The 19033-nt window shown below is 68.9% G+C and carries 20 protein-coding genes; 12 read left to right on the top strand and 8 right to left on the bottom strand.

Going from position 1 to position 19033, the window contains the following annotated elements; all coding sequences use genetic code 11:
- The first annotated feature begins 82 nt into the window (after nucleotides 1-82).
- Genes ASD37_RS09440 through ASD37_RS09430 form a run of 3 tightly spaced genes read left to right on the top strand, consistent with a single transcriptional unit; the run spans nucleotide 83 to nucleotide 3053 of the window.
- The gene (locus ASD37_RS09440; protein WP_056551024.1) at nucleotides 83-859 is read left to right on the top strand and encodes an S-methyl-5'-thioadenosine phosphorylase; all 777 of its coding nucleotides are present in this window, start codon (nucleotides 83-85) and stop codon (nucleotides 857-859) included.
- Nucleotides 856-1887, top strand: a complete 1032-nt coding sequence (locus ASD37_RS09435; protein ID WP_056550703.1) for an NAD(P)-dependent oxidoreductase — start codon at nucleotides 856-858, stop codon at nucleotides 1885-1887. The genes ASD37_RS09440 and ASD37_RS09435 overlap by 4 nt, the downstream gene beginning before the upstream one ends.
- A gap of 38 nt (nucleotides 1888-1925) precedes the next feature.
- Entirely contained in the window at nucleotides 1926-3053 is a 1128-nt protein-coding gene (locus tag ASD37_RS09430; RefSeq protein WP_056551023.1) for a nitronate monooxygenase, read from the top strand.
- An 83-nt stretch (nucleotides 3054-3136) separates the two neighbouring features.
- Here ASD37_RS09430 and ASD37_RS09425 read toward each other — a convergent pair whose 3' ends face one another.
- Together ASD37_RS09425 and ASD37_RS09420 are read right to left on the bottom strand one after the other, a co-directional pair.
- A complete protein-coding gene (locus ASD37_RS09425) occupies nucleotides 3137-4162 on the bottom strand; it encodes a cell wall metabolism sensor histidine kinase WalK (RefSeq protein ID WP_056550702.1) in 1026 nt (341 codons plus the stop codon).
- Nucleotides 4149-4838 (bottom strand): response regulator transcription factor, encoded by a 690-nt coding sequence (locus tag ASD37_RS09420; protein WP_056550701.1) that lies wholly within the window; start codon nucleotides 4836-4838, stop codon nucleotides 4149-4151. Before ASD37_RS09420 ends, ASD37_RS09425 begins: the two co-directional genes overlap by 14 nt.
- 103 nt (nucleotides 4839-4941) lie before the next feature.
- Here ASD37_RS09420 and ASD37_RS09415 point away from each other — a divergent pair, with 103 nt between their 5' ends.
- The 3 genes from ASD37_RS09415 to ASD37_RS09405 are packed head-to-tail and all read left to right on the top strand — an operon-like array spanning nucleotide 4942 to nucleotide 6903.
- Nucleotides 4942-5598 carry a glycosyltransferase family 2 protein gene (locus ASD37_RS09415; protein WP_255354835.1) on the top strand — a complete coding sequence of 219 codons (657 nt, stop codon included), beginning with the start codon at nucleotides 4942-4944 and terminating at the stop codon, nucleotides 5596-5598.
- Nucleotides 5595-6281 carry a DUF2064 domain-containing protein gene (locus ASD37_RS09410; RefSeq protein WP_235568033.1) on the top strand — a complete coding sequence of 229 codons (687 nt, stop codon included), beginning with the start codon at nucleotides 5595-5597 and terminating at the stop codon, nucleotides 6279-6281. The genes ASD37_RS09415 and ASD37_RS09410 overlap by 4 nt, the downstream gene beginning before the upstream one ends.
- Nucleotides 6271-6903, top strand: a complete 633-nt coding sequence (locus ASD37_RS09405; RefSeq protein ID WP_056550700.1) for a methyltransferase domain-containing protein — start codon at nucleotides 6271-6273, stop codon at nucleotides 6901-6903. The genes ASD37_RS09410 and ASD37_RS09405 overlap by 11 nt, the downstream gene beginning before the upstream one ends.
- 83 nt (nucleotides 6904-6986) lie before the next feature.
- Here the strand turns inward: ASD37_RS09405 and ASD37_RS09400 are convergent, their stop codons facing one another.
- From ASD37_RS09400 to ASD37_RS09390, 3 genes are all read right to left on the bottom strand, one after another.
- Nucleotides 6987-8342 carry a hypothetical protein gene (locus tag ASD37_RS09400; RefSeq protein ID WP_056550699.1) on the bottom strand — a complete coding sequence of 452 codons (1356 nt, stop codon included), beginning with the start codon at nucleotides 8340-8342 and terminating at the stop codon, nucleotides 6987-6989.
- A 70-nt stretch (nucleotides 8343-8412) separates the two neighbouring features.
- Nucleotides 8413-9222 (bottom strand): LLM class F420-dependent oxidoreductase, encoded by an 810-nt coding sequence (locus ASD37_RS09395; protein ID WP_056550698.1) that lies wholly within the window; start codon nucleotides 9220-9222, stop codon nucleotides 8413-8415.
- 56 nt (nucleotides 9223-9278) lie between these two features.
- Complete coding sequence (locus ASD37_RS09390) at nucleotides 9279-9767, bottom strand: hypothetical protein (protein WP_056550697.1); 489 nt, start codon at nucleotides 9765-9767, stop codon at nucleotides 9279-9281.
- 19 nt (nucleotides 9768-9786) lie between these two features.
- Here ASD37_RS09390 and ASD37_RS09385 point away from each other — a divergent pair, with 19 nt between their 5' ends.
- The 4 genes from ASD37_RS09385 (at nucleotide 9787) to phoU (ending at nucleotide 12197) form a co-directional block, all read left to right on the top strand.
- Entirely contained in the window at nucleotides 9787-10554 is a 768-nt protein-coding gene (locus tag ASD37_RS09385) for an endonuclease/exonuclease/phosphatase family protein (RefSeq protein WP_056550696.1), read from the top strand.
- Between the two features lie 50 nt (nucleotides 10555-10604).
- Nucleotides 10605-11027: a hypothetical protein gene (locus tag ASD37_RS09380; RefSeq protein WP_056550695.1), complete on the top strand. Its 423-nt coding sequence runs from the start codon at nucleotides 10605-10607 to the stop codon at nucleotides 11025-11027.
- On the top strand, nucleotides 11020-11451 hold the full coding sequence (locus ASD37_RS09375) for a MarR family winged helix-turn-helix transcriptional regulator (protein WP_056551020.1): 432 nt from the start codon (nucleotides 11020-11022) through the stop codon (nucleotides 11449-11451). The genes ASD37_RS09380 and ASD37_RS09375 overlap by 8 nt, the downstream gene beginning before the upstream one ends.
- 86 nt (nucleotides 11452-11537) lie before the next feature.
- Nucleotides 11538-12197, top strand: a complete 660-nt coding sequence (phoU, locus tag ASD37_RS09370) for a phosphate signaling complex protein PhoU (RefSeq protein WP_056550694.1) — start codon at nucleotides 11538-11540, stop codon at nucleotides 12195-12197.
- Nucleotides 12198-12217: 20 nt separating this feature from the next.
- Here the strand turns inward: phoU and ASD37_RS09365 are convergent, their stop codons facing one another.
- The 3 genes from ASD37_RS09365 to ASD37_RS09355 are packed head-to-tail and all read right to left on the bottom strand — an operon-like array spanning nucleotide 12218 to nucleotide 16573.
- Nucleotides 12218-13384 carry an NAD(P)/FAD-dependent oxidoreductase gene (locus ASD37_RS09365; protein ID WP_056550693.1) on the bottom strand — a complete coding sequence of 389 codons (1167 nt, stop codon included), beginning with the start codon at nucleotides 13382-13384 and terminating at the stop codon, nucleotides 12218-12220.
- 34 nt (nucleotides 13385-13418) lie between these two features.
- Nucleotides 13419-15779: a glycoside hydrolase family 65 protein gene (locus ASD37_RS09360; RefSeq protein WP_056550692.1), complete on the bottom strand. Its 2361-nt coding sequence runs from the start codon at nucleotides 15777-15779 to the stop codon at nucleotides 13419-13421.
- On the bottom strand, nucleotides 15776-16573 hold the full coding sequence (locus tag ASD37_RS09355) for a beta-phosphoglucomutase family hydrolase (RefSeq protein ID WP_056550691.1): 798 nt from the start codon (nucleotides 16571-16573) through the stop codon (nucleotides 15776-15778). Before ASD37_RS09355 ends, ASD37_RS09360 begins: the two co-directional genes overlap by 4 nt.
- A 159-nt stretch (nucleotides 16574-16732) precedes the next feature.
- Between ASD37_RS09355 and ASD37_RS09350 the strand changes: the two genes are divergently transcribed.
- Together ASD37_RS09350 and ASD37_RS09345 are read left to right on the top strand one after the other, a co-directional pair.
- The gene (locus ASD37_RS09350) at nucleotides 16733-17908 is read left to right on the top strand and encodes an acyl-CoA dehydrogenase family protein (protein WP_056550690.1); all 1176 of its coding nucleotides are present in this window, start codon (nucleotides 16733-16735) and stop codon (nucleotides 17906-17908) included.
- A 7-nt stretch (nucleotides 17909-17915) separates the two neighbouring features.
- Nucleotides 17916-19025 (top strand): acyl-CoA dehydrogenase family protein, encoded by a 1110-nt coding sequence (locus ASD37_RS09345; protein WP_056550689.1) that lies wholly within the window; start codon nucleotides 17916-17918, stop codon nucleotides 19023-19025.
- Nucleotides 19026-19033 lie beyond the last annotated feature (8 nt).

Here is a 19033-nt window from a genome sequence, read left to right as displayed (position 1 = left end):
GCGAGCCTCCGGGCCGCTCGTCACAGCAGCGTCACCATGCGCCCGGCGACACTTCGTCGGGCGCATGGCCGACAATGAACCCATGCTCGCAGTGATCGGTGGCAGTGGCTTCTATACGTTCTTCGGCTCGGATGCGCGCAGCATCAGCGTCGACACCCCCTACGGCGCGCCGAGCGGTGCCATCACCGTCGGGACCGTCGGTTCGCACGAGGTCGCGTTCCTGCCGCGGCACGGCGCCAACCACGAGTTCTCCCCGCACACCGTGCCGTACCGCGCGAACATGTGGGCGTTGCGCGCGCTTGGCGTGCGGCGGATCTTCGCCCCGTGCGCGGTGGGCAGCCTGACCCCCGAGCTGGGGCCGGGGTCGATGGTGGTGCCCGATCAACTCGTCGACCGCACCAGCGCCCGCGCCGACACCTACTTCGACGCGGGCGGCATCCACGTCGGGTTCGCCGATCCCTACTGCCCGACCCTGCGTGCCAACGCCGCGGAGCTGCCCGGGGTGGTGGACGGCGGCACGATGGTGGTGATTCAGGGTCCGCGCTTTTCGACCCGTGCGGAGAGTCGCTGGTTCGCGTCGCAGGGCTTCACGCTGGTGAACATGACCGGCTACCCGGAGGCGGTGCTGGCTCGCGAGCTGGAGATATGTTACGCCGCAATCGCATTGGTCACCGATCTGGATGCGGGCATCGACTCCGGGGCCGGGGTGACGGCCGTTGACGTGTTCGCCGAGTTCGAGAAGAACCTGGTGCCGTTCAAGAAGCTGGTGCACGAGGCCATCGAGAGCGTGGCGCCGGATCGCACGTGCACGCACTGCCTTGCCCACACGGGTGTCACCCTGCCGTTCGAGCTGCCGTGAGGGTCCTCGTCACCGGTGCCGCGGGGTTCATCGGCTCACAGGTGTGTGCGGCGCTGACGGCGCGCGGCCACGACGTCGTCGCGGTCGACGCGATGCTGTCCGCGGCGCACGGGGACGCCACGACGCCGCCGGAGGGCGTTCTCGAGGTCGACGTCCGCGACGCGTCTGGCATGGCGGCGCTGCTGCCCGGGGTCGACGTCGTGTGCCATCAGGCGGCCGTGGTGGGGGCCGGGGTCGACGCCTCCGATGCGCCGAACTACGGCAGTCACAACGACTACGGGACGACGGTGCTGCTCGCGGAGATGTTCGCCGCGGGCTGCCGGCGGCTGGTGCTGGCGTCGTCGATGGTTGTGTACGGGCAGGGCGGCTACGACTGTCCGGTGCACGGCCCCGTCGACCCGCTGCCCCGCACGACGGCGGACCTGGACGCAGGCGTCTTCGAGCATCGCTGCCCTATCGGCGGTGAGGAACTGGACTGGCGACTGGTGCCGGAGGACGCGCCGCTGCGGCCGCGCAGCCTTTACGCGGCGAGCAAGACCGCGCAGGAGCACTACGCCCTGGCCTGGGCGGAGGCCACCGGAGGCTCGGCCGTCGCCCTGCGCTACCACAACGTCTACGGTCCGATGATGCCGCGCGACACCCCGTATTCGGGCGTGGCCGCGATCTTCCGGTCCGCCATCGAAAGGGGCGAGCCGCCAAGGGTTTTCGAGGACGGCGGTCAGATGCGGGACTTCGTCCACGTCGCCGACGTGGCTGCGGTCAACGCGGCGGCGGTGGAGGCGGACGCCAGTGGCTTCGCGGCGTTCAACGTGTGTTCGGGGCGGCCGATCTCGATCATGGACGTCGCGACGAGGATCTGCGAGGCCCGCGGCGGGCAGCCGCCGGTGGTCACCGGCCAGTACCGTAGCGGCGACGTCCGCCACATCGTTGCCGATCCCGCCGCTGCGGCCGAGGTGCTCGGTTTCCGGGCGGCGGTCGACCCGGCTGACGGCCTTCGGGAGTTTGCGTTCGAGCCGCTACGCGGATGAGTGTTGGAATTTGACACGCGTCAAGTAATACTGACGTGGTGAAGACCTCGATCTGCGACCAGTACGGTATCGACTTCCCGCTGTTTGCCTTCAGTCACTGTCGGGACGTCGTCGCGGCGGTCACCAACGCCGGCGGCCTCGGCGTGCTCGGTGGCACCGCGTTCACCCCGGAGGCGCTCGAACAGGAGCTCACCTGGATCGACGAGCAGGTCCGCGGCAAGCCGTATGGCGTCGACATCATCGTGCCAGCCAAGTTCGAGGGCAAGGGCGAGAAGCTCGCGGCCGGTGCCCTCGTCGACCGCATTCCCGCCGAGTATCGAGAGTTCGTCACCGAACTGCTTGCCTCCCATGACATTCCCGACGATCACAAGCGTCGCGTCGGCGGCAGCAGCCTCTCGGGTGACACCGGCGAGGCGTTGCTCGAAGTGGCGCTGCGGCACCCAATCAAGTTGATGGCCAACGCCCTTGGCGTGCCACCGCCCTACATGATCGAAGCCGGGCAGTCCTCCGGCGTCCCGGTCGCAGCGTTGGTGGGCGCCCGTGAACACGCCCTCAAGCAGGTGGCCGCCGGGGTCGACCTGATCATCGCCCAGGGCACCGAGGCCGGCGGGCACTGCGGTGAGGTGTCGACGCTGGTGCTGGTGCCCGAGGTGCTCGACGCCCTCGCCGAAGTCGGCAGCGACATCCCGGTGCTCGCGGCAGGCGGCATCGTCACCGGACGCCAGATGGCGGCCTGCGTGGCGATGGGTGCCGCGGGCGCCTGGACCGGGTCGGTGTGGCTGACCACCGAAGAGGCCGAGACCGCACCGCACACCGTGCAGAAGATGCTCACGGCGACCTCGCGAGACACGATTCGTTCGGCCGGGCGCACGGGTAAGCCGTCGCGGCAACTGGTTTCGGACTGGACCAACGCGTGGGCGCCGAATCCCGGTGGGCAGAAGCCGCTTCCGCTGCCGTTGCAGTCGATGCTGGTGGAACCGACCCTGCGGCGCATCGACAAGCTGGCCGCCAGCGGCCATCCCGGCGCGCAGGAGCTGGCGACCTACTTCGTCGGGCAGGGCGTGGGTCTGATGAACAAGGTGAAGCCCGCGCGCACCGTGGTGCTCGAATTCATCGAGGACTATCTCGCGGCGGCCCAGCGGCTGGGCGATTCCGTCCCCGACTGACACACTTCCTTCCCGCCGAGTGTGGAGTTTTGCTACGCCGCGGAGTATTTCGGCGTGACGAAAGTCCACGCTCGGCGGAGTGGTTATTCGCCCGCCAGCGGGAGTCGCACCTCGAAGCGGGCGCCGTTCTCCAGGTTGTAGGCCGACACCGTGCCGTGGTGGGCGTGCACCAGGCCGGCGGCGATCGCCAGCCCAAGCCCCGAACCGCTTGGCAACGAAGAATCTTCGCGTGGCACCCGGCCGTTGGACCCGCGGTAGGCGACGTCGAAGACGCGCGCCAGATCGGCCTCGTTGATGCCGACCCCGGTGTCGTCGACCCGCGCCCAGGCGCCCTCGCCGTCCGAACCGATGGCGAGTTCGACGGTGCCGCCCTCGGGGGTGTGGGCGATTGCGTTGGCGACCAGATTGGACAGCACCCGCACCAGGGCGCGGTCGCTTCCGATCACCCCGACGGGGGTGGCGGGCACCTTGGCGTGCAGTGCGACACCCGCGCGTTCGGCGGCGATGCGGTGCGCCGAGACCACGTCGTCGACCACCTCGTCGAGTGAGACCTTGTCGTAGGCGGGTTGGACGGCGCCCGCGTTGATCTTCGACATCTCGAAGAGGTCGTCCACCATTTCGGAGAGCCGGATCGTCTCGTGCTCGATGTGCTTGGCGTGCGAGCGCACCTCGTCCGGTTCGACGACGCCGTCGGCGATCGCCTCGGCGACGGCCCGGATCCCGGCCAGCGGCGTGCGAAGGTCGTGGCTGACGAAGGCGACGAGTTGGCGGCGCGATTGCTCGGCGGTCTCGTCGGCCTCGCGGATCTGTTGTTCCCAGACGGTGCGCCTGGCCTGGAACCGGGCCAGCATGATCGCGGCGGGGATCGTCACGACCGACACGATGACCAGCACGACGGCGATGCCCTCGTACCGCGGTGACAGCATGAACCCGCTCGCGCCGAAGACGCCGGTGAACGTCGCCACGGTGGGGATCAGCACCAGCACCACCATGCTGAGCGTCAGGGACCACGACCGTGCCAACCGAATCAAGACCGCGCCAGCCACCACGACCGGCACCGAGCACGCCAGCGCCAAGCCGGCGATTTCCCAGGTGTCAGTCGACGGCATACCGTTCCTCGCTCCACATGTAGCCGCGGCCCCACACCGTCTGCACCCGGTGCTCGGCACCCAGCTTCGAGCGCAGTCGCTTGACGTGGACTGTCACAGTGGACAGGTCGCCAAAGTCCCACTGCCACACCAGTTTCAGCAACTCTTCCCGGGTGAAGACGGTGCCGGTGTGGGTGAGGAAGAACAGCAGGAGGTCGAATTCGCGATTGGTCAGGCTCACCGGCTGACCCTTGATGGTCACCGACCGGGCCGCGGCAGACACCGTCATGTCTCCCACCGTGACGACGGCAGGTTGCGCGCCCGGGGATGAGGGCGCCCGGCGCAGTACCGACCGCACCCGCAACGCGAGCTCGCGCGGGCTGAACGGCTTGACGAGGTAGTCGTCGGCGCCCGCCTCGAGCCCGGCGATGCGGTCGTCCTCCTCGCCGAGAGCGGTCAGCAGGATCACCGGAACCGCGTAGCCGCCGCGCTCGCGGAGCACGCGGCACAGGGCGAGCCCGTCCGGTCCCGGCATCATCACGTCGAGGACGGCAACGTCGATCTGCTCGGAACCCAGCATGCGCAGGGCCTGGTTTCCGTCGCGCGCGACCAAGACGTCGAGGCCGTCACGCTCGAGGTATCGGCGGACGACGTCGCGGACGACGTTGTCGTCATCGGCGATCAGTACTCGGGTCACAACGTCCCAGACTAGTCCGGCAAACGTCGTACCTGCGTAGACGTCACTGATTCGTTAGCGTTGAGAGCGCGCCCTGCCAGCGACTGTGGTTAACCTCTAGCCCGTGGATCCTTCTCGCGTCACGGTGGTGATGCCGTGCCTCAACGAGGCGGAATCGTTGCCGGGCGTACTTGCCTTGATCCCGGTCGGATACCAGGCCCTCGTGGTCGACAACAACAGCACCGACGGCACCGCCGAGGTGGCACGACGTTGCGGGGCAACGGTCGTCGAGGAGACGGTGCCGGGATACGGCGCGGCCGTGCACGCGGGCATCGTCGCGGCGTCGACGCCGATCGTCGCGGTGATCGACGGCGACGGGTCGCTGGATCCACGTGAACTTCCCAAGCTCGTCGAGGACCTCGACCGCGGAGCCGACATGGCGGTGGGCCGTCGTCGCCCGCTGCCGGGGGTCGGCTGGCCGTGGCACGCGCGCCTCGGCACCCAGGTGGTGTGCTGGCGCCTGCGTCGGCGACACGGCATCGAGGTGCACGACATTGCGCCGATGCGGGTAGCTCGCCGAGACGCCGTCGTCGAACTGGGTGTAGAAGACCGCAGATCAGGGTATCCGCTGGAACTGTTGGTCCGGGCAGCCGCCGCGGGCTGGGTGGTTGCCGAGCGGGACGTCGCCTATGGGTCGCGGACCGGGGGGAAGTCAAAGGTCAGTGGCTCGGTTCGCGGCAGTGTCTTTGCAATACTTGACTTTTGGCGGGTGATTTCGTGACGGGGGAGTTGTCCGTTGCGGTGCTGGTCGTCGCGAAGGCGCCCGTGCCCGGGCTGGCGAAGACCCGCTTGGCGGCGACCGTGGGCGATGCGGCGGCTGCCGATGTCGCCGCGGCTGCACTGCTGGACACGTTGGACGCCGTCGCCGCCGCTCCGGTCGCCGCACGGGTGGTCGCCATGACCGGTGATCTGGCCGCCGCGAGCCGCAGCGCTGAAATCCGTTCGCGGTTGGCCGATTTCACGGTCCTCGAGCAACGGGGCGACGGCTTTGCCGAGCGGCTCGTCAACGCCCACGCCGACAGCGCGGCGGCGACCGGCGGGCTTCCCGTCATCCAGATCGGCATGGACACTCCGCAGGTGAGCGCCGAGCTGCTGGCTGAGTGTGGCACCGCGCTGCTGTCCACCGACGCGGTGCTTGGCATGGCCGTCGACGGTGGATGGTGGGTGCTTGGGCTGACCGATCCCCGCGGCGCCGAGTGCCTGCGAGACGTGCCGATGTCCACCGCCGAGACCGGCGCCGTAACGCTTGCCGCCCTTCGTGACACTGGGCTCACTGTGGGATTGGTATCAGAGTTGGCAGACGTCGACACCGTCGACGACGTCGAAGCAGTTCGCCGGGCGTGCCCGCCGGACAGTCGATTCAGCCGGGTGACCCTGGCTGTGGAGGTGGGACGTGCTGGGTAACCTGTATGACGAGGCGTTGACGGGCGAGCGATGTTGGATTCGCCGCGACGACGGCAGCATTCAAGGGCTTCCCGTGCACAGCTGGCTCCCGGGCGGCAAGCGGCTCGACAAGGCCTTCGACGCGGCGGTGCTCGACATGTGCGACGGGCCGACGATCGACTTGGGTTGCGGGCCAGGGCGTTTCGTCGCCCACCTGACCAAGCTCGGCATCCCGGCGCTGGGCGTGGACCAATCGCAGACCGCCGTGGAGTTGGCGCGCCGCAGCGGTGCCCCGGCCTTGCGGCGAGACGTCTTCGACCGGCTGCCCGGGACGGGCCGGTGGGGGACCGTGCTTCTGGCCGACGGCAACGTGGGCCTCGGTGGCGACCCGTTGCGGGTGCTCCGTCGGGCCGGTGAGTTGATGCGCACCGGGGGACGTTGTGTCGCCGAATTCGACCCCAACATCAGTGGCGTGCAGTCCCGCTGGGTCCGGCTGGAGTCGGCCACCACCGTCGGGCCGTGGTTTCCGTGGGCGTCGGTCGGAGTCGACTGCGCCATGCGGTTGGCCGAGGAGGTCGGGCTCGCGGTCAAGGAGGTCCTGCCGATCGGGCAACGGGTGCTGGCCAGCCTCGTCGCCGCCTAGCCAACTCTCCCGCGAGCGTGCGTGTCTGCGGCCGACACCCCGCTTCTAAACCGGAGTTCGTGCACGCTCGGCACGAGGTCTGGTTACCAGTTCGTCAGTATCAGGTGGTTAAGCGCCAGCGCACCAATCACGTTGAGGCCCAGCCACCATCGCTGAGACCGCGGCGGTAACAGGGCCCCGGCGGCGGTCAGCCAGATGGTGTACGGCAGCCAGATTCGTTCCACCTCTGCCTTGCTGAGCATGCTCAGGTCGGCGCAGACGATGGCCAGCAGTGCGCCGAGGACTACCAGGTGGACGCCGGAGCGGGCCTTGATGGGCGTCAGGTCGAAGGCGCGCGACACCCCCGCTACGGTGCCGAGACCGACCGCGCACACCACCGACGCGAAGTTGGCCCACGCCCAGTACTGGAACGGCCGGTTCATCGCGATGCCCTGCCAATACCGTTCCTGCACAAGGACGTAACCGTCGAACCACCAGAATCCCGCCAGTGCAAACACCCCGACGACGGCCAGCGCGGCGACCACCGCGGGAACCAGCCCTCGCAGTGCGGATCGGACGTCCTTGGCGGCAATCAGCACGGCCACCGCGGGCAGGGCGATCAGGCCGAGACCGTAGTTGAGGAAGATTCCCCACCCCAGCAGCAGCCCCGCACCGGCACCTGCCAGGAGGGACAGCCGCGTCGTGCCGCGGACGGCGAGTGCCAGCAGGGCCAGCCCCCATGCCGCCACCCCGGCGAAGTACCCGTCAGCCGACACCGCGATCCAAATGGCCGTCGGGGCCACGGCGACGAACGGTGCCGCGCTGCGGGCGATCTCCGCACCGGAGAGGGCCCGCAGCGCCACCACGATCGCCGCGGACGCACTCGAGCCGACGAGCAGGCACAGCAGTCCCGCCCACGCACCGCCGCTGAGCCCGATGCGGTCCAACCACACGAAGGTCAGTAGGGCGCCGGGCGGGTGGCCGGAGACGTGCGTGATCCACGAATCGGGTTGGAAGTCAAGAATTCTCGACGAGAAGGATCGAACCGCGTACGGAATGTCGGTCACCGACGGCACCTGGCGGAGGTACTCGTTCGACGTCTCGAGGCGGCGGGCAAAGCCGAGCGACCAGCCGTCGACCATGGCAAGGGCGAACGCCCACGCGCAGGCCGTCGCCCACGTCACCCAGGGCACGGCCCGCCACGGCAGCCGCCGAGCCACCGCGGGTCCCCACAGTGTGGTCCCGAGTCCGATCGCGATCGCCGGGATGGTGCCCCACCCCACGTGGGCGTCCCACCACCCGAAGATCGGTGCGGCCTCGGCGAACATCTCGATCTGGCGCGGCGTGCTGTTGATCAGCGGCGTGACGATCCCAAGATTCAGATGGGGGACCGCGAACGCCGCAGCAACCAGCACGACGGCCACGACGGCGGCGACGATCTCGCGGCGAGCTGACTTCACGCCTACCCACCCTAGGCGTGGCGGCTGTCGGGTTGCCGTGACGTGTCTCTGACGGCGGCCTCGGGCTACCTCAGTTGTCGCGCCACTTCACCATCTGTTCGATGGTCGTGAAGTCGTATCCGTCGGAGTCGGGGTGGATTTCGGTGGTGAACAGCGTGACGCCGGCGTCGCGGTAGGCGTCGGCACTCGCGACGTCCTCCCAGACTGACGAACGCTCGACGTCGGAGTCCTTGCGGCCGTTGGCTTCGGCCAATTCCCCGACGACGTCGCTGGCCTTGCGGAACCTCTCGACGGGCAGGAAGCTGTGCCAGATGTCGGCATGCTTGGCGACCGCGGGGATGGTGCGCTTGATACCCGATCCGCCGATCAGGATCGGAATGTCGCGTACCGGGGCGGGGTTCAGTACGCGCAACCGGCGCTCGATGCGGTCGAGGCTCTCGTCGAAGAGGTCGAAGCGCGACTTCACCGTGCCGAAGTCGTAACCGTATGTGGTGTAGTCCTTTTCGTACCAGCCGGCGCCGAGGCCAAGGACCAGGCGGCCTTCGCTGATGTGGTCGACGGTGCGGGCCATGTCGGCGAGTAGGTCCGGATTGCGGTAGCCGACGCCGGTGACCAGCAGGCCGATGTCGGCGCGCGAGGTGATCTCGCCCCAGGAAGCCAAGGCGGTCCAGCCCTCGAAGTTCGGGATGTCCGGCTGCACGTCCGAGAGCACCGGTGCGGCGTCGACCATGCCGTCGAAGGCCGGGGCGTGGAAGTGGTCGTAGCCGAAGATGACGTCGACGCCGATGTTCTCGGCGCGCAGCACGGCCTCCCGCCAACTGCGGTAGTCGGGTGCTCCACCCGGCCAGAGTTGGACGCCTACGCGGGTGGGTCGGGTCATGCGCGCTCCTGGGACTGGACGACGGGTCACCCAAGGCAAGGGGGCCCGTGGACCGTTTATTCCGAGATCGTCACGATGCCCAGACGTTCCACGAGGAACAGGAAGGCCGTCGCGAAGTCGTTGTCGGCGGTCGCGTCGCGGACCACGGCCCAGTCCACCTGCTCGCGGACGGCTCTGGTGGCAGGCAGGAGCGCGGCGAAGTTGCAGTGGTGCTCGTGAAGGGACTTGAGCTTCTGGCACATCACCACCGTCGCCGAGAGCACCGGCATGGCGATCGCGAGGACGTCGTGGCCGTCGGCAGTCGACGCCTTGAACAGCCAGTCCTCTGGGGTTCGTTCGATTGCGAAGCCTGCGTCGGCGAGGGTCTCGGCCGCTGCGCCGGCGTCCACCTCGGCGACGACGAAGTCCACGTCGTGGACCGGCTCTGGGGCGCCGTGCACCCATAGCGCGTAGCTGCCGGCCAGGGCGAAGTCCGGTCCCGCCGCCTTCATGGCGGACGCGGCACGTTTCAGCGCACCGCGCAGGGCATCTTGGTGGGTGTCCATATGGGGTATCAAGTACCCCATGCGGCTCGCGACATTCAACATCCTGCACGGCAGAACGGTGCATGACGGCGTGGTCGACGTGCAGCGGCTCCAAGACTGCGTGCGGGCCCTCGACGCCGACGTCCTGGCGCTCCAGGAGGTCGACGTCGACCAGCCGCGCTCCAACCTCGTCGACCTGACCGCCGCGGCGGCCGAGGCGATGGGTGCCGTCTCCCATCGGTTCGTCGCGGCGATCGCCGGAACGCCCGGCGCCACGTGGAGCGCCGCCACCGGTGACGAGCAGCCGGGCGCGGCCGCGTACGGCATCTCGCTGCTGTCCCGGTTCCCCGCGACGTCGTGGCAGGTGGTGCGCATGCCGCGACTCCCCGTCAAGGTTCCGGTGTATCTCCGGGACGCCAACCGGGTGATCGTCATCGACGAGGAACCGCGCGCCGCGGTGATCGGCTGCTTCGAGACCCCGCTCGGCCCGCTTACCGTCGCCAACACCCACCTGTCCTTTGTTCCGGGGTGGAACCGGCGTCAGCTGCGACGGCTCGTTCGCGACCTGCGCGGCCTGCCCGGCCCGCACGTACTCGCCGGCGACCTCAACCTCGGGCCGGCCGCGGTGCGGCGCTACTCGGGTATGCGGGCGCTCGCCGCGGCGCCGACCTTTCCCCATGACGCGCCGAGCCGGCAGCTCGACCATCTGTTGACTGACGACGACGAACTCATCGCGACGGGAGCCCTGGCGCCGGAGATGCCGATCTCGGACCACCGGCCGCTGATCGTGGAGATCGAGCGTCGGTAGGCCACGATCTGTGATTTAGTATGTGCGCATATTAAATCTGAGAGGGCCGTATGTGGGTAAGGGAAGTCACGGGTGAGTGCGCCGCTGCGCCAGCGGAGGTCTTCGCGGTGATGGCCCAGCCGAGTACGTGGTCGGAGTGGAACGAGGGTGTCTCGGACATTCGCGTCAGCGGGCCGTTCGAGGCAGGCACCACCGCTGTGATGATCTTCCCCGACGGGACCGAGCTGCCGTTCCACCTGGCCTGGGTCGACGAGGGGCGTGGATTCGAGGACGTCACGCCCATTCCGGATGCCGGCGTGACCGTGCGGGTCGTTCACGAGGTGGAGGCGACCGAGACGGGCGCCCTGATCACGTACCGGTGCATGGTCGAAGGCCCGCCTGAGGTGGCGGCCGAGGTCGGCGCCGAGGTGAGTGCGGACTTCGGCGAGGTCATCGCCGCACTAGGCGCGCGTGCGGAGCGGCTGCGTGGCTGACGCGCTGGAACCCGGACAAAGTCCCGGCCTGCAACTGTGGCGGGCAACCCTGAGCTGGCAGCGGTGCGTCACCGCCGCCCTCAAACCGTTGGGGCTGACCCACGTGCAGTTCGTGTTGGTCGCCAGCACCTGGTGGCTCAACCGGGTAGCCGGCGAGCGCCCCAGCCAGCGGCGAATCGCGGAGCACGCGAACACCGACCCCATGATGACCTCCCAGGTCGTCCGCGCCCTGGCCGCCAGGGGCCTGCTGCAACGCACCGCGGACCCGGACGATTCGCGCGCCCGCCTGGTCGACGTCACCGCAGAGGGTGCGGCACTCGCAGTCCGTGCGATCCGACTCGTCGAAGAAACCGACCGCAGTTTCTTCGCGGCCGTCGGCGACCAGGGAGCACTGGTGGAAATGTTGACGGCGCTCGGGCGATGACCAGGCCGGCATCCGCTCCCAAATGTGTTTGGAACCACATGGCGCGGGTAGGACGCCATGGCACGTTACGACAATCAGGAGCCCAGGTGCGGACGGACTTTCGACAGCAGCTCGAGTCGTTGCAGGCCGACCTTGGCGCGATGTGCGCATTGGCCGGCGATGCCGTCGGTCGGGCCACCCGCGGACTGATCGAGGTGGACGCCGAGGCGGCCGGCGAGGTGTCCCACGACATCGAGCGGCTCCGCTTCCTGCACAACGCGGTGGAGCGTCGCACCCTCGGAATCCTTGCGAAGCAGGCGCCGGTGGCCGGTGACCTCCGCAGGGTGGTGACCGCGATCCACGTCGCGGCCGACGCCGACCGCATGGGAGGACTCGCCGCGCACGTCGCCAAGGTCAGCCTGCGCCGTCATCCGGAATCGGCGATACCGCGGGAACTCCGCGCCCGGTTCGACGAAATGGGTTCGACGGCAGTGGGTCTCGCCGAGTGCTGCCGCGACATCCTGACCACGGGTGACTATTCGCAGGCGCACCGGGTCAGAGCCGAGGATCGCGTGATGGAGACGATGCACCGGGAGTTGTTCGGAGAGGTGATGGGTCCCGGGTGGGCGCACGGTGCCGTGGTCGCCTCCGACGTCGTCCTCCTCGGGCGGTTCTACGGCCGGTTCGCCGACCACGCCGACGAGATCGCGCGAAGGATGGTGTTCCAAGCCAGCGGTGAGGCGCTCGCCCGCGACCAGGCCATCTGACACTGCTTCGACTGCCGGCCCTAGGTTGCGGTTCGAATCGTCTCCACCGGCGCGGGTCGGCCGTCGGCGATCAACCCTTCGCCGAGGTCGTAGTCGTCGTCGGCGTTGCACGTCAACACCCCGACGGTCTTGCCGCCCGCTTCGTACCAGACCGTGAACCCGTCGCCGTGGTCTATGACCTGACTGGCGTCGTAGCCGTCGCCCCAGGCGTGGTATTTGACCGCCGTGTCGCCAATCGTCGACCAGAAGCCGGGCACCGCATGCCAGGTGGCGGTGACGCCAGCCGCCTGAGCGCCCGCGACCTCGCCGTGGTCGACGGCGTCCTGCCAGTGCTCGACGGCGACGTGCCGGCCCGCGGCGGTGTTGAAGGCGAACGCGACGTCCCCGGCGGCGTACACGTCGGGAGCCGAGGTCCGCATGTCCGCCCCGACGACGATGCGGGAGTCCCTCGTGTTGAGGCCGGCGGCGGAGGCGATCTCGCTGTGCGGCGTGACGCCGGTGGCCGCGAGCACCAGGTCGCAGTCGACGGTGACGCCGTCGTCGAGTCGCACACCCGACTCGTCGACCGACGTCACCGACGTTCCCGCGACGTACCGCACACCCGTTGCGGTCACCAGGTCGAGCAGGCGCCGGCCCGCCTCCGCGCCGAGCCGCTTCTCCTGCGGCACCTCGTCAGGGGCCACCAGGGTGACCGACAGGCCGCGCATGGCCAGCGACGCCGCAGCCTCGCATCCGATGAAGCCTGCGCCGATGACGACGGCCGACTTCGCATCGGCGGCGGCGCCGCGGAGCCGACGCGCGTCGGCGAGGGCGCGCAGCAGAAGCGCCCGTTCGCCGCCGGGCACCGTCAGTGGCGAGGGCCCGGCACCGCACGCAAGGACCAAAGCGCCGTAGGGGATTCGCTCGCCGTCGACTGTCACGGTATGTGCCTCGACGTCGATCTCGGTGACGGGCTTGCCGTGGCGGAGGTCGACGTCGCGCTCGACGAACCATTCCGGCGGATGAAGCGCGACGTCCTGGGTGTCACCGCGCAGGAAGTCCTTGCTCAGCGGCGGTCGCTCGTACGGCAGGTCGGGGTCGGCGCTGAACACCAGGACCGATCCGTCGCCGCCGTTGCGGCGATACGACTCGGCGGCGCTGATGCCCGCTGGACCACTTCCGACGACGATCAATCCGGCTGCGCTCATCCTGGGCTCATACCCACTCGCCGGCGCCACACACTCACCGCTGACGACGCTGCGGCCTGCAGCCCACCGGTTGTCGCGGCTCCGGCAGCGACGGTGTGCGTTGCTTCAACCGCACGGTGGTGGGCTGGTCGCTGCTCAGGTCGAGTTCGGCCCCGGCGTGGCGAATGGTCAGACTGCCGCTGTCACGACCGTCGCAGGGGGACAGGCCGTAGACCACGTCGCCGTGATTGGCGTCGACGGTGACGCGAAGGCCTCGCCACCGGACGCGGAACCGCAGCCGGGTGATCTGCTCGGGCAGGTGGGGGTCGAGTTCGAGCACGCCGTCGTCGTCGCGCAGGCCGCCGAAACCGGCGACGATCGCCGTCCACGCCCCCGCGAGTGATGCCATGTGTAGCCCGTCGCGAGTGTTGTCGTGCAGGTTGCGAAGGTCGATCAACGCCGCTTCGTACGCGTAGTCGTGGGCCAGTTCGAGGTGTCCGACCTCGGCGCACAACACGGCCTGGGTGGACGCCGACAGCGAGGAGTCGCGCACCATCCGCGGCTCGTAGTAGTCGACGTTGCGGGCCTTCTGCTCGGGGGTGAACGCGTGGCTCTGCCAGTGCATGGCCAGGACGAGGTCGGCCTGCTTGATCACCTGCGCCGGGTAGAGCCGTACGTAGGGTTCGTGCAGGAGCAGGGGATACGACGTGTTGTCGTCGAAGTCCCACTCGCGCAACGTGGTAAACCCCTCACACTGCTGGTGCACGCCAAGGCCTTCGTCGATCGGCACGTGCACGGCGTCGGCCGCGTCGCGCCAAGCCGCCGTCTCCTCGGTGGTGACGCCAAGGGCGCGGGCGCGCTCGGAATGGCGACCGCACGCCGCCGCCGCGATGCGCAGGTTGTCCGCGGCCATCAGGTTGGTGAAGACGTTGTCCCGCACCACCGCCGTGTACTCGTCGGGCCCCGTGACGCCGTCGAGGTGCCAGCGGCCGTGGCGGTCGTGGTGCCCGAGGGACACCCACAGCCGAGCGGTCTCGATGAGCACTTCCAGACCGCACTCCTCCTCGAGGGACTGGTCCCCGGTGACGACGCGGTAGCGCTCGAACGCGACGGCGATGTCCGCGTTGACGTGCCAGGCCGCCGTTCCGGCCGGCCAGTATGCCGAGCACTCCTGCCCGCGGATCGTGCGCCAGGGGAAGCTGGCGCCTGCCAGGTCCAGTTCGGCGGCCCGGGCCCGGGCCAAATCGAGGGTGGACGCCCGCCAGCGCAGCGCGTCGGCGGCGGCGTGTGGATGGGTGTAGGTCAGCACCGGCAGCACGAAACCCTCGGTGTCCCAGAAGGCGTGCCCGTCGTAGCCCGTTCCGGTGAGTCCCTTGCCGGGGATGGCTCGCCGCTCGGCCCGCGTGCTGGCTTGCAGCACGTGGAACAGCCCGAAGCGCACCGCCTGCTGAATCTCCGGATCGCCCTCCACCTCGACGTCGGCGTTGTCCCAGAAGTCGTCGAGGTAGGCGCGCTGTGCGTCGAGCAAGCCCTGCCATCCGGTGTACCGCGCCCCCGTCAGCGCCCCGGCGACCTGGTCGTGCATCGCCGGCCGCGAGCGCAGGCTGGACCAGCCGTACGCCAGATACTTGACGACGCGCAGTTTCTGGCCGGCGCGCAGGCCGCAGATCACCGTCGTGCGGGCCACGTCGTCCCAGCACTCGGAGTTCACCTCGACGCGGCCGGGGACCTCGACGTCGTGGTCCATGGCGGCGGCCATGGTCAGTTCGCTCTGCCGGGTGCCGTGGATCAGCACCGCCCGCGCGCCGTCGCAGTCGTGCGACACGGCCTGCAGTGGCCTGTCCAGCAGGGCCGCTGCCCGTGGGTCCTCCGACGTCTCGGGCTGGTCCTCGTTGGCCACCAGCTCCGATTGCAGTGTCACCCTGGTGAATTCGTCGACGGCCTCGACGACGTACTCGATCGCGGCGACCCCGCGTTGGGCCAGGGACACCAGCCGGGTGGTGGTCACGTCGACCAGGCGCCCCGCCGGTGAGCGCCACCGGACGCGGCGGGTCAACGTGCCGGCGCGGAAGTCGAGGGTTCGTTCGTGGTGCTGCAATTCGCCGTACCGGACGTCGAACGGCTCGTCGTCGACCATCAGGCGCAGAATCTTGCCGTTGGTGACGTCGACGAGGGTTTGGCCTTCCTCCGGATAGCCGAAGCCCGCCTCGGCGTAGGGCAGTGGCCGAATCTCGAAGAACGAGTTCAGATAGGTGCCCGGCGTGCCGTGCGGTTCGCCCTCGTCGAGGTTGCCGCGAAGTCCGATGTGGCCGTTGGACAATGCAAACAGCGACTCGGATTGGGCGAGTACGTCGAGGTTCAGCGACGTCTCCCGAAGGCACCACGGTTCCACCGGATAGGTGGCGTCAACCGTCATCGGTCACCGAGCAGGTCGGCGAGGTCGGTGACGACGACGTCGGCACCGTGTTCGCGCAAGGCGTCGGCCTGCCCGACCCGGTCGACGCCGACGACCAGGCCGAACCGACCCGCGCGTCCCGCCTCGACGCCGGAGAGCGCGTCCTCGAACACCGCCGCCTTCGCCGGCTCGACACCAAGTCGGCGGGCCCCCTCCAGATAGGAGTCGGGAGCGGGCTTTCCGGCGATGTTCTGCTCCCGGATGGTGACGCCGTCGACGCGCTGGTCGACGAACTTCGCCAGGCCGGTCAGCTCGAGCACCTCGCGGGTGTTGGCCGACGACGAGACCACCGCCACCGGAAAGCCTTGTTCAACAACGGCTTCCAGGTACCTGCGGGACCCGTCGAACACCGTGATGCCGTCGGCCTTCATGGTCTTCAGGAACGCGGCGTTCTTGCGGTTGCCCAGGCCGGTCACGGTCTCGGCGCCGGGTTCGGCGTCGTCGCCGTCGTCAGGGTCGCCCTCCGGCAGGGTGATGTCGCGGCTTTGCAAGAACGACCGCACGCCGTCGCCCCTGGTCTTCCCGTCGACGTAGCGCAAGTAGTCGGCGTCGGCGTCGAACGGCACGAAGTTCGGCCCGAAGCGCGACCGGAGGAAGTCGTCGAACATCGCCTTCCAGGCCCTGCGGTGGACGCTTGCGGTGTCGGTCAGCACCCCGTCGAGGTCGAACAGGCAGGCGTGAACTCCGTCGGGCAGGCCTAACACATGGCACCTCTTCACTCGCGGCTCGCGTTCGTGGCACCGGGTTGGGACCATCGCGGGACCGGGTACCCAATTTGGCAGATTGCTTTCGACTTGGTGACACGGCACTCTCGGCGGGGCGTTGCCAGGGACTCCCGAGACGGGGAGGCATAGCCTCTCGGGAGTAGTCGCAGAGATGGTCGGGCGGGGGCCCGCAGATTCGGAGGTTGGACAGTGAAGCTTGCGCTCAGTGACGACGAAGCCGCGTTCCGCGACGAGTTGCGGGAGTTCTTCACCACCAAGATTCCGGCGGACATTCGGGACAGGGTCCGCAACGGCGAGCTCAAGCTGCCCGACGACGTGGTGACCACGCAGCGGATCATGAACGAGCACGGTCTGGCCGTGCCCAACTGGCCCGTCGAGTGGGGCGGCAAGGACTGGACGCCCCTGCAGCGACAGATCTGGTCCGACGAGATGCGGCTGGCATGCGTGCCGGAGCCGCTGGCGTTCAACGCCAGCATGGTCGGACCGGTGATCGCCCGATTCGGGTCCCAGGAGCTCAAGGAACGCTTCCTCCCACCGACCGCCAACGTGGACATCTGGTGGTGCCAGGGGTTCTCGGAGCCGGAGGCCGGTTCGGATCTGGCGTCGGTCCGCACCACCGCCGTCCGTGACGGGGACTCGTATGTGATCAACGGGCAGAAGACGTGGACCACGCTCGGCCAGTACGCGGACTGGATCTTCGTCCTCGCTCGCACCGATCCGACCGCGCCGAAGCGTCAGGCGGGCATCTCGTTCCTGCTTGCCGAGATGTCGACGCCGGGCATCACGCTGCGCCCGATCAAGCTGATCGACGGCGGTTACGAGGTCAACGAGGTCTTCTTCGAAGACGTCCGGGTGCCCGCCGATCAGCTGGTCGGTGAGGAGAACAGCGGCTGGACCTACGCCAAGTTCTTGCTGAGCAACGAACGCACCGGCATCGCCAGGATCGGGACGACGAAGGTGTGGCTGGCGCAGGTGAAGGAGCATGCCGCGCAGACGGTCACCGAAGACGGCACGCTGCTTCAGGATCCGCTGTTCGCCGCCCGCGTTGCCGAGATCGAGAACGAGCTGCTGGCGCTGGAGATCACGCAGTTGCGGGTGAGCGGTTCCGAGGCGGACGGCAAGCCCAACCCGGCGTCGTCGATTCTGAAGCTCAAGGGCAGCCAACTGCAGCAGGCGGTGACCGAGTTGCTGGTCGACGTCGCGGGCCCCGACGCGCTGCCGTTCGACGCCGGGGACGGCATCGGCTCGCCGCCGTGGGCGCAGCACGCCGCCCCGAAGTACTTGAACTACCGCAAGGTGTCGATCTACGGCGGCACCAACGAGGTGCAACGCACGATCGTCGCGTCGACGATTCTGGGACTGTGAGGACGCCATGGACTTCGATCTGACCGACGAGCAGGACCTGCTGCGCAACATCACCAGCGAGGTGCTGACGCGCAACTACGACGTCGAGAAGCGCCTGAAGGTGATCGACACCGATCTCGGCTGGAGCCGCGAGGTTTGGGGGCAGTTGGCCGAGATGGGCATTCTCGGACTGGGCTTCGACCCCGACGAGGCGGGCCAGATCGAGCTGACGGTGGTGCTCACCGAGATCGGTAGGCGCCTCGCGCCGGAACCCGTCGCCGCCGCCGCACTGATTCCGGGCGGCGTGATCGCCGAACTGGGCGACGACGCGCAGCGGAAGCTCCTCGACGACGTCGCCGAGGGGCAGACGCTGCTGGCGCTGGCTCATCACGAGCCCGGCATGCGGGGTGTGACGATGCGGGTCGCGACTCGGGCTGAGCGCCACGGTGATTCCTGGACACTGACCGGTCGAAAGAACCCCGTGCTCGCCGGTGACTGCGCCGACGTGTTCGTCGTCAGCGCCGCGCTGCCCGACGACGGTGGTGTCGGACTGTTCGTCGTCGGCGCGGATGCGGTGAGTCGCACAGCCTTTCGCACGTTCGACGGGCAGCGGGCGGCGCAGCTCGACCTAGAGGCTGCACCGGCCGAACCGCTCGGGACCGGCGGTGACGCCACCGAGGGCCTGCAGAACGCACTCATCCGGCACCAGTCGGCGCTGTGCTCGGAAGCCGTCGGCGCGATGGCTGAGGCCCTGCGGCTCACCACCGACTACCTGACCAGCCGCAAGCAGTTCGGGGTGCCGCTGAGCACCTTTCAGACGCTGACCCAGCGTGCCGCCGACATGTACGTGTCCCTCGAATTGGCCCGCAGCATGAGCCTCTACGCGGCGATGTCGATCGCCGACGGCACCTTCGACCCCGTCATCGCCGCCCGCGCCAAGCTGCAAATCAGCCGGTCGGGCCGACACATCGCCGAGGAGGCGATCCAGCTGCACGGCGGAATTGGCGTCACCTCCGAATACCCGGTGGGGCACTACGCCGCCCGGCTCACCGCCATCAACCAGACGCTTGGCTCGGCCGACGACCAGTTGCGGGTGCTCAGCCGCGGCTTGGACACCTACGGCACGGTGTCGCTGTAGGGGCACTG

Source organism: Mycobacterium sp. Root135, assembly GCF_001426545.1.
Taxonomy (GTDB): Bacteria; Actinomycetota; Actinomycetes; order Mycobacteriales; family Mycobacteriaceae; genus Mycobacterium.
The sequence above is the reverse complement of the archived record's forward strand: the minus strand, read 5'-3'. Positions and strand labels throughout refer to the sequence as shown.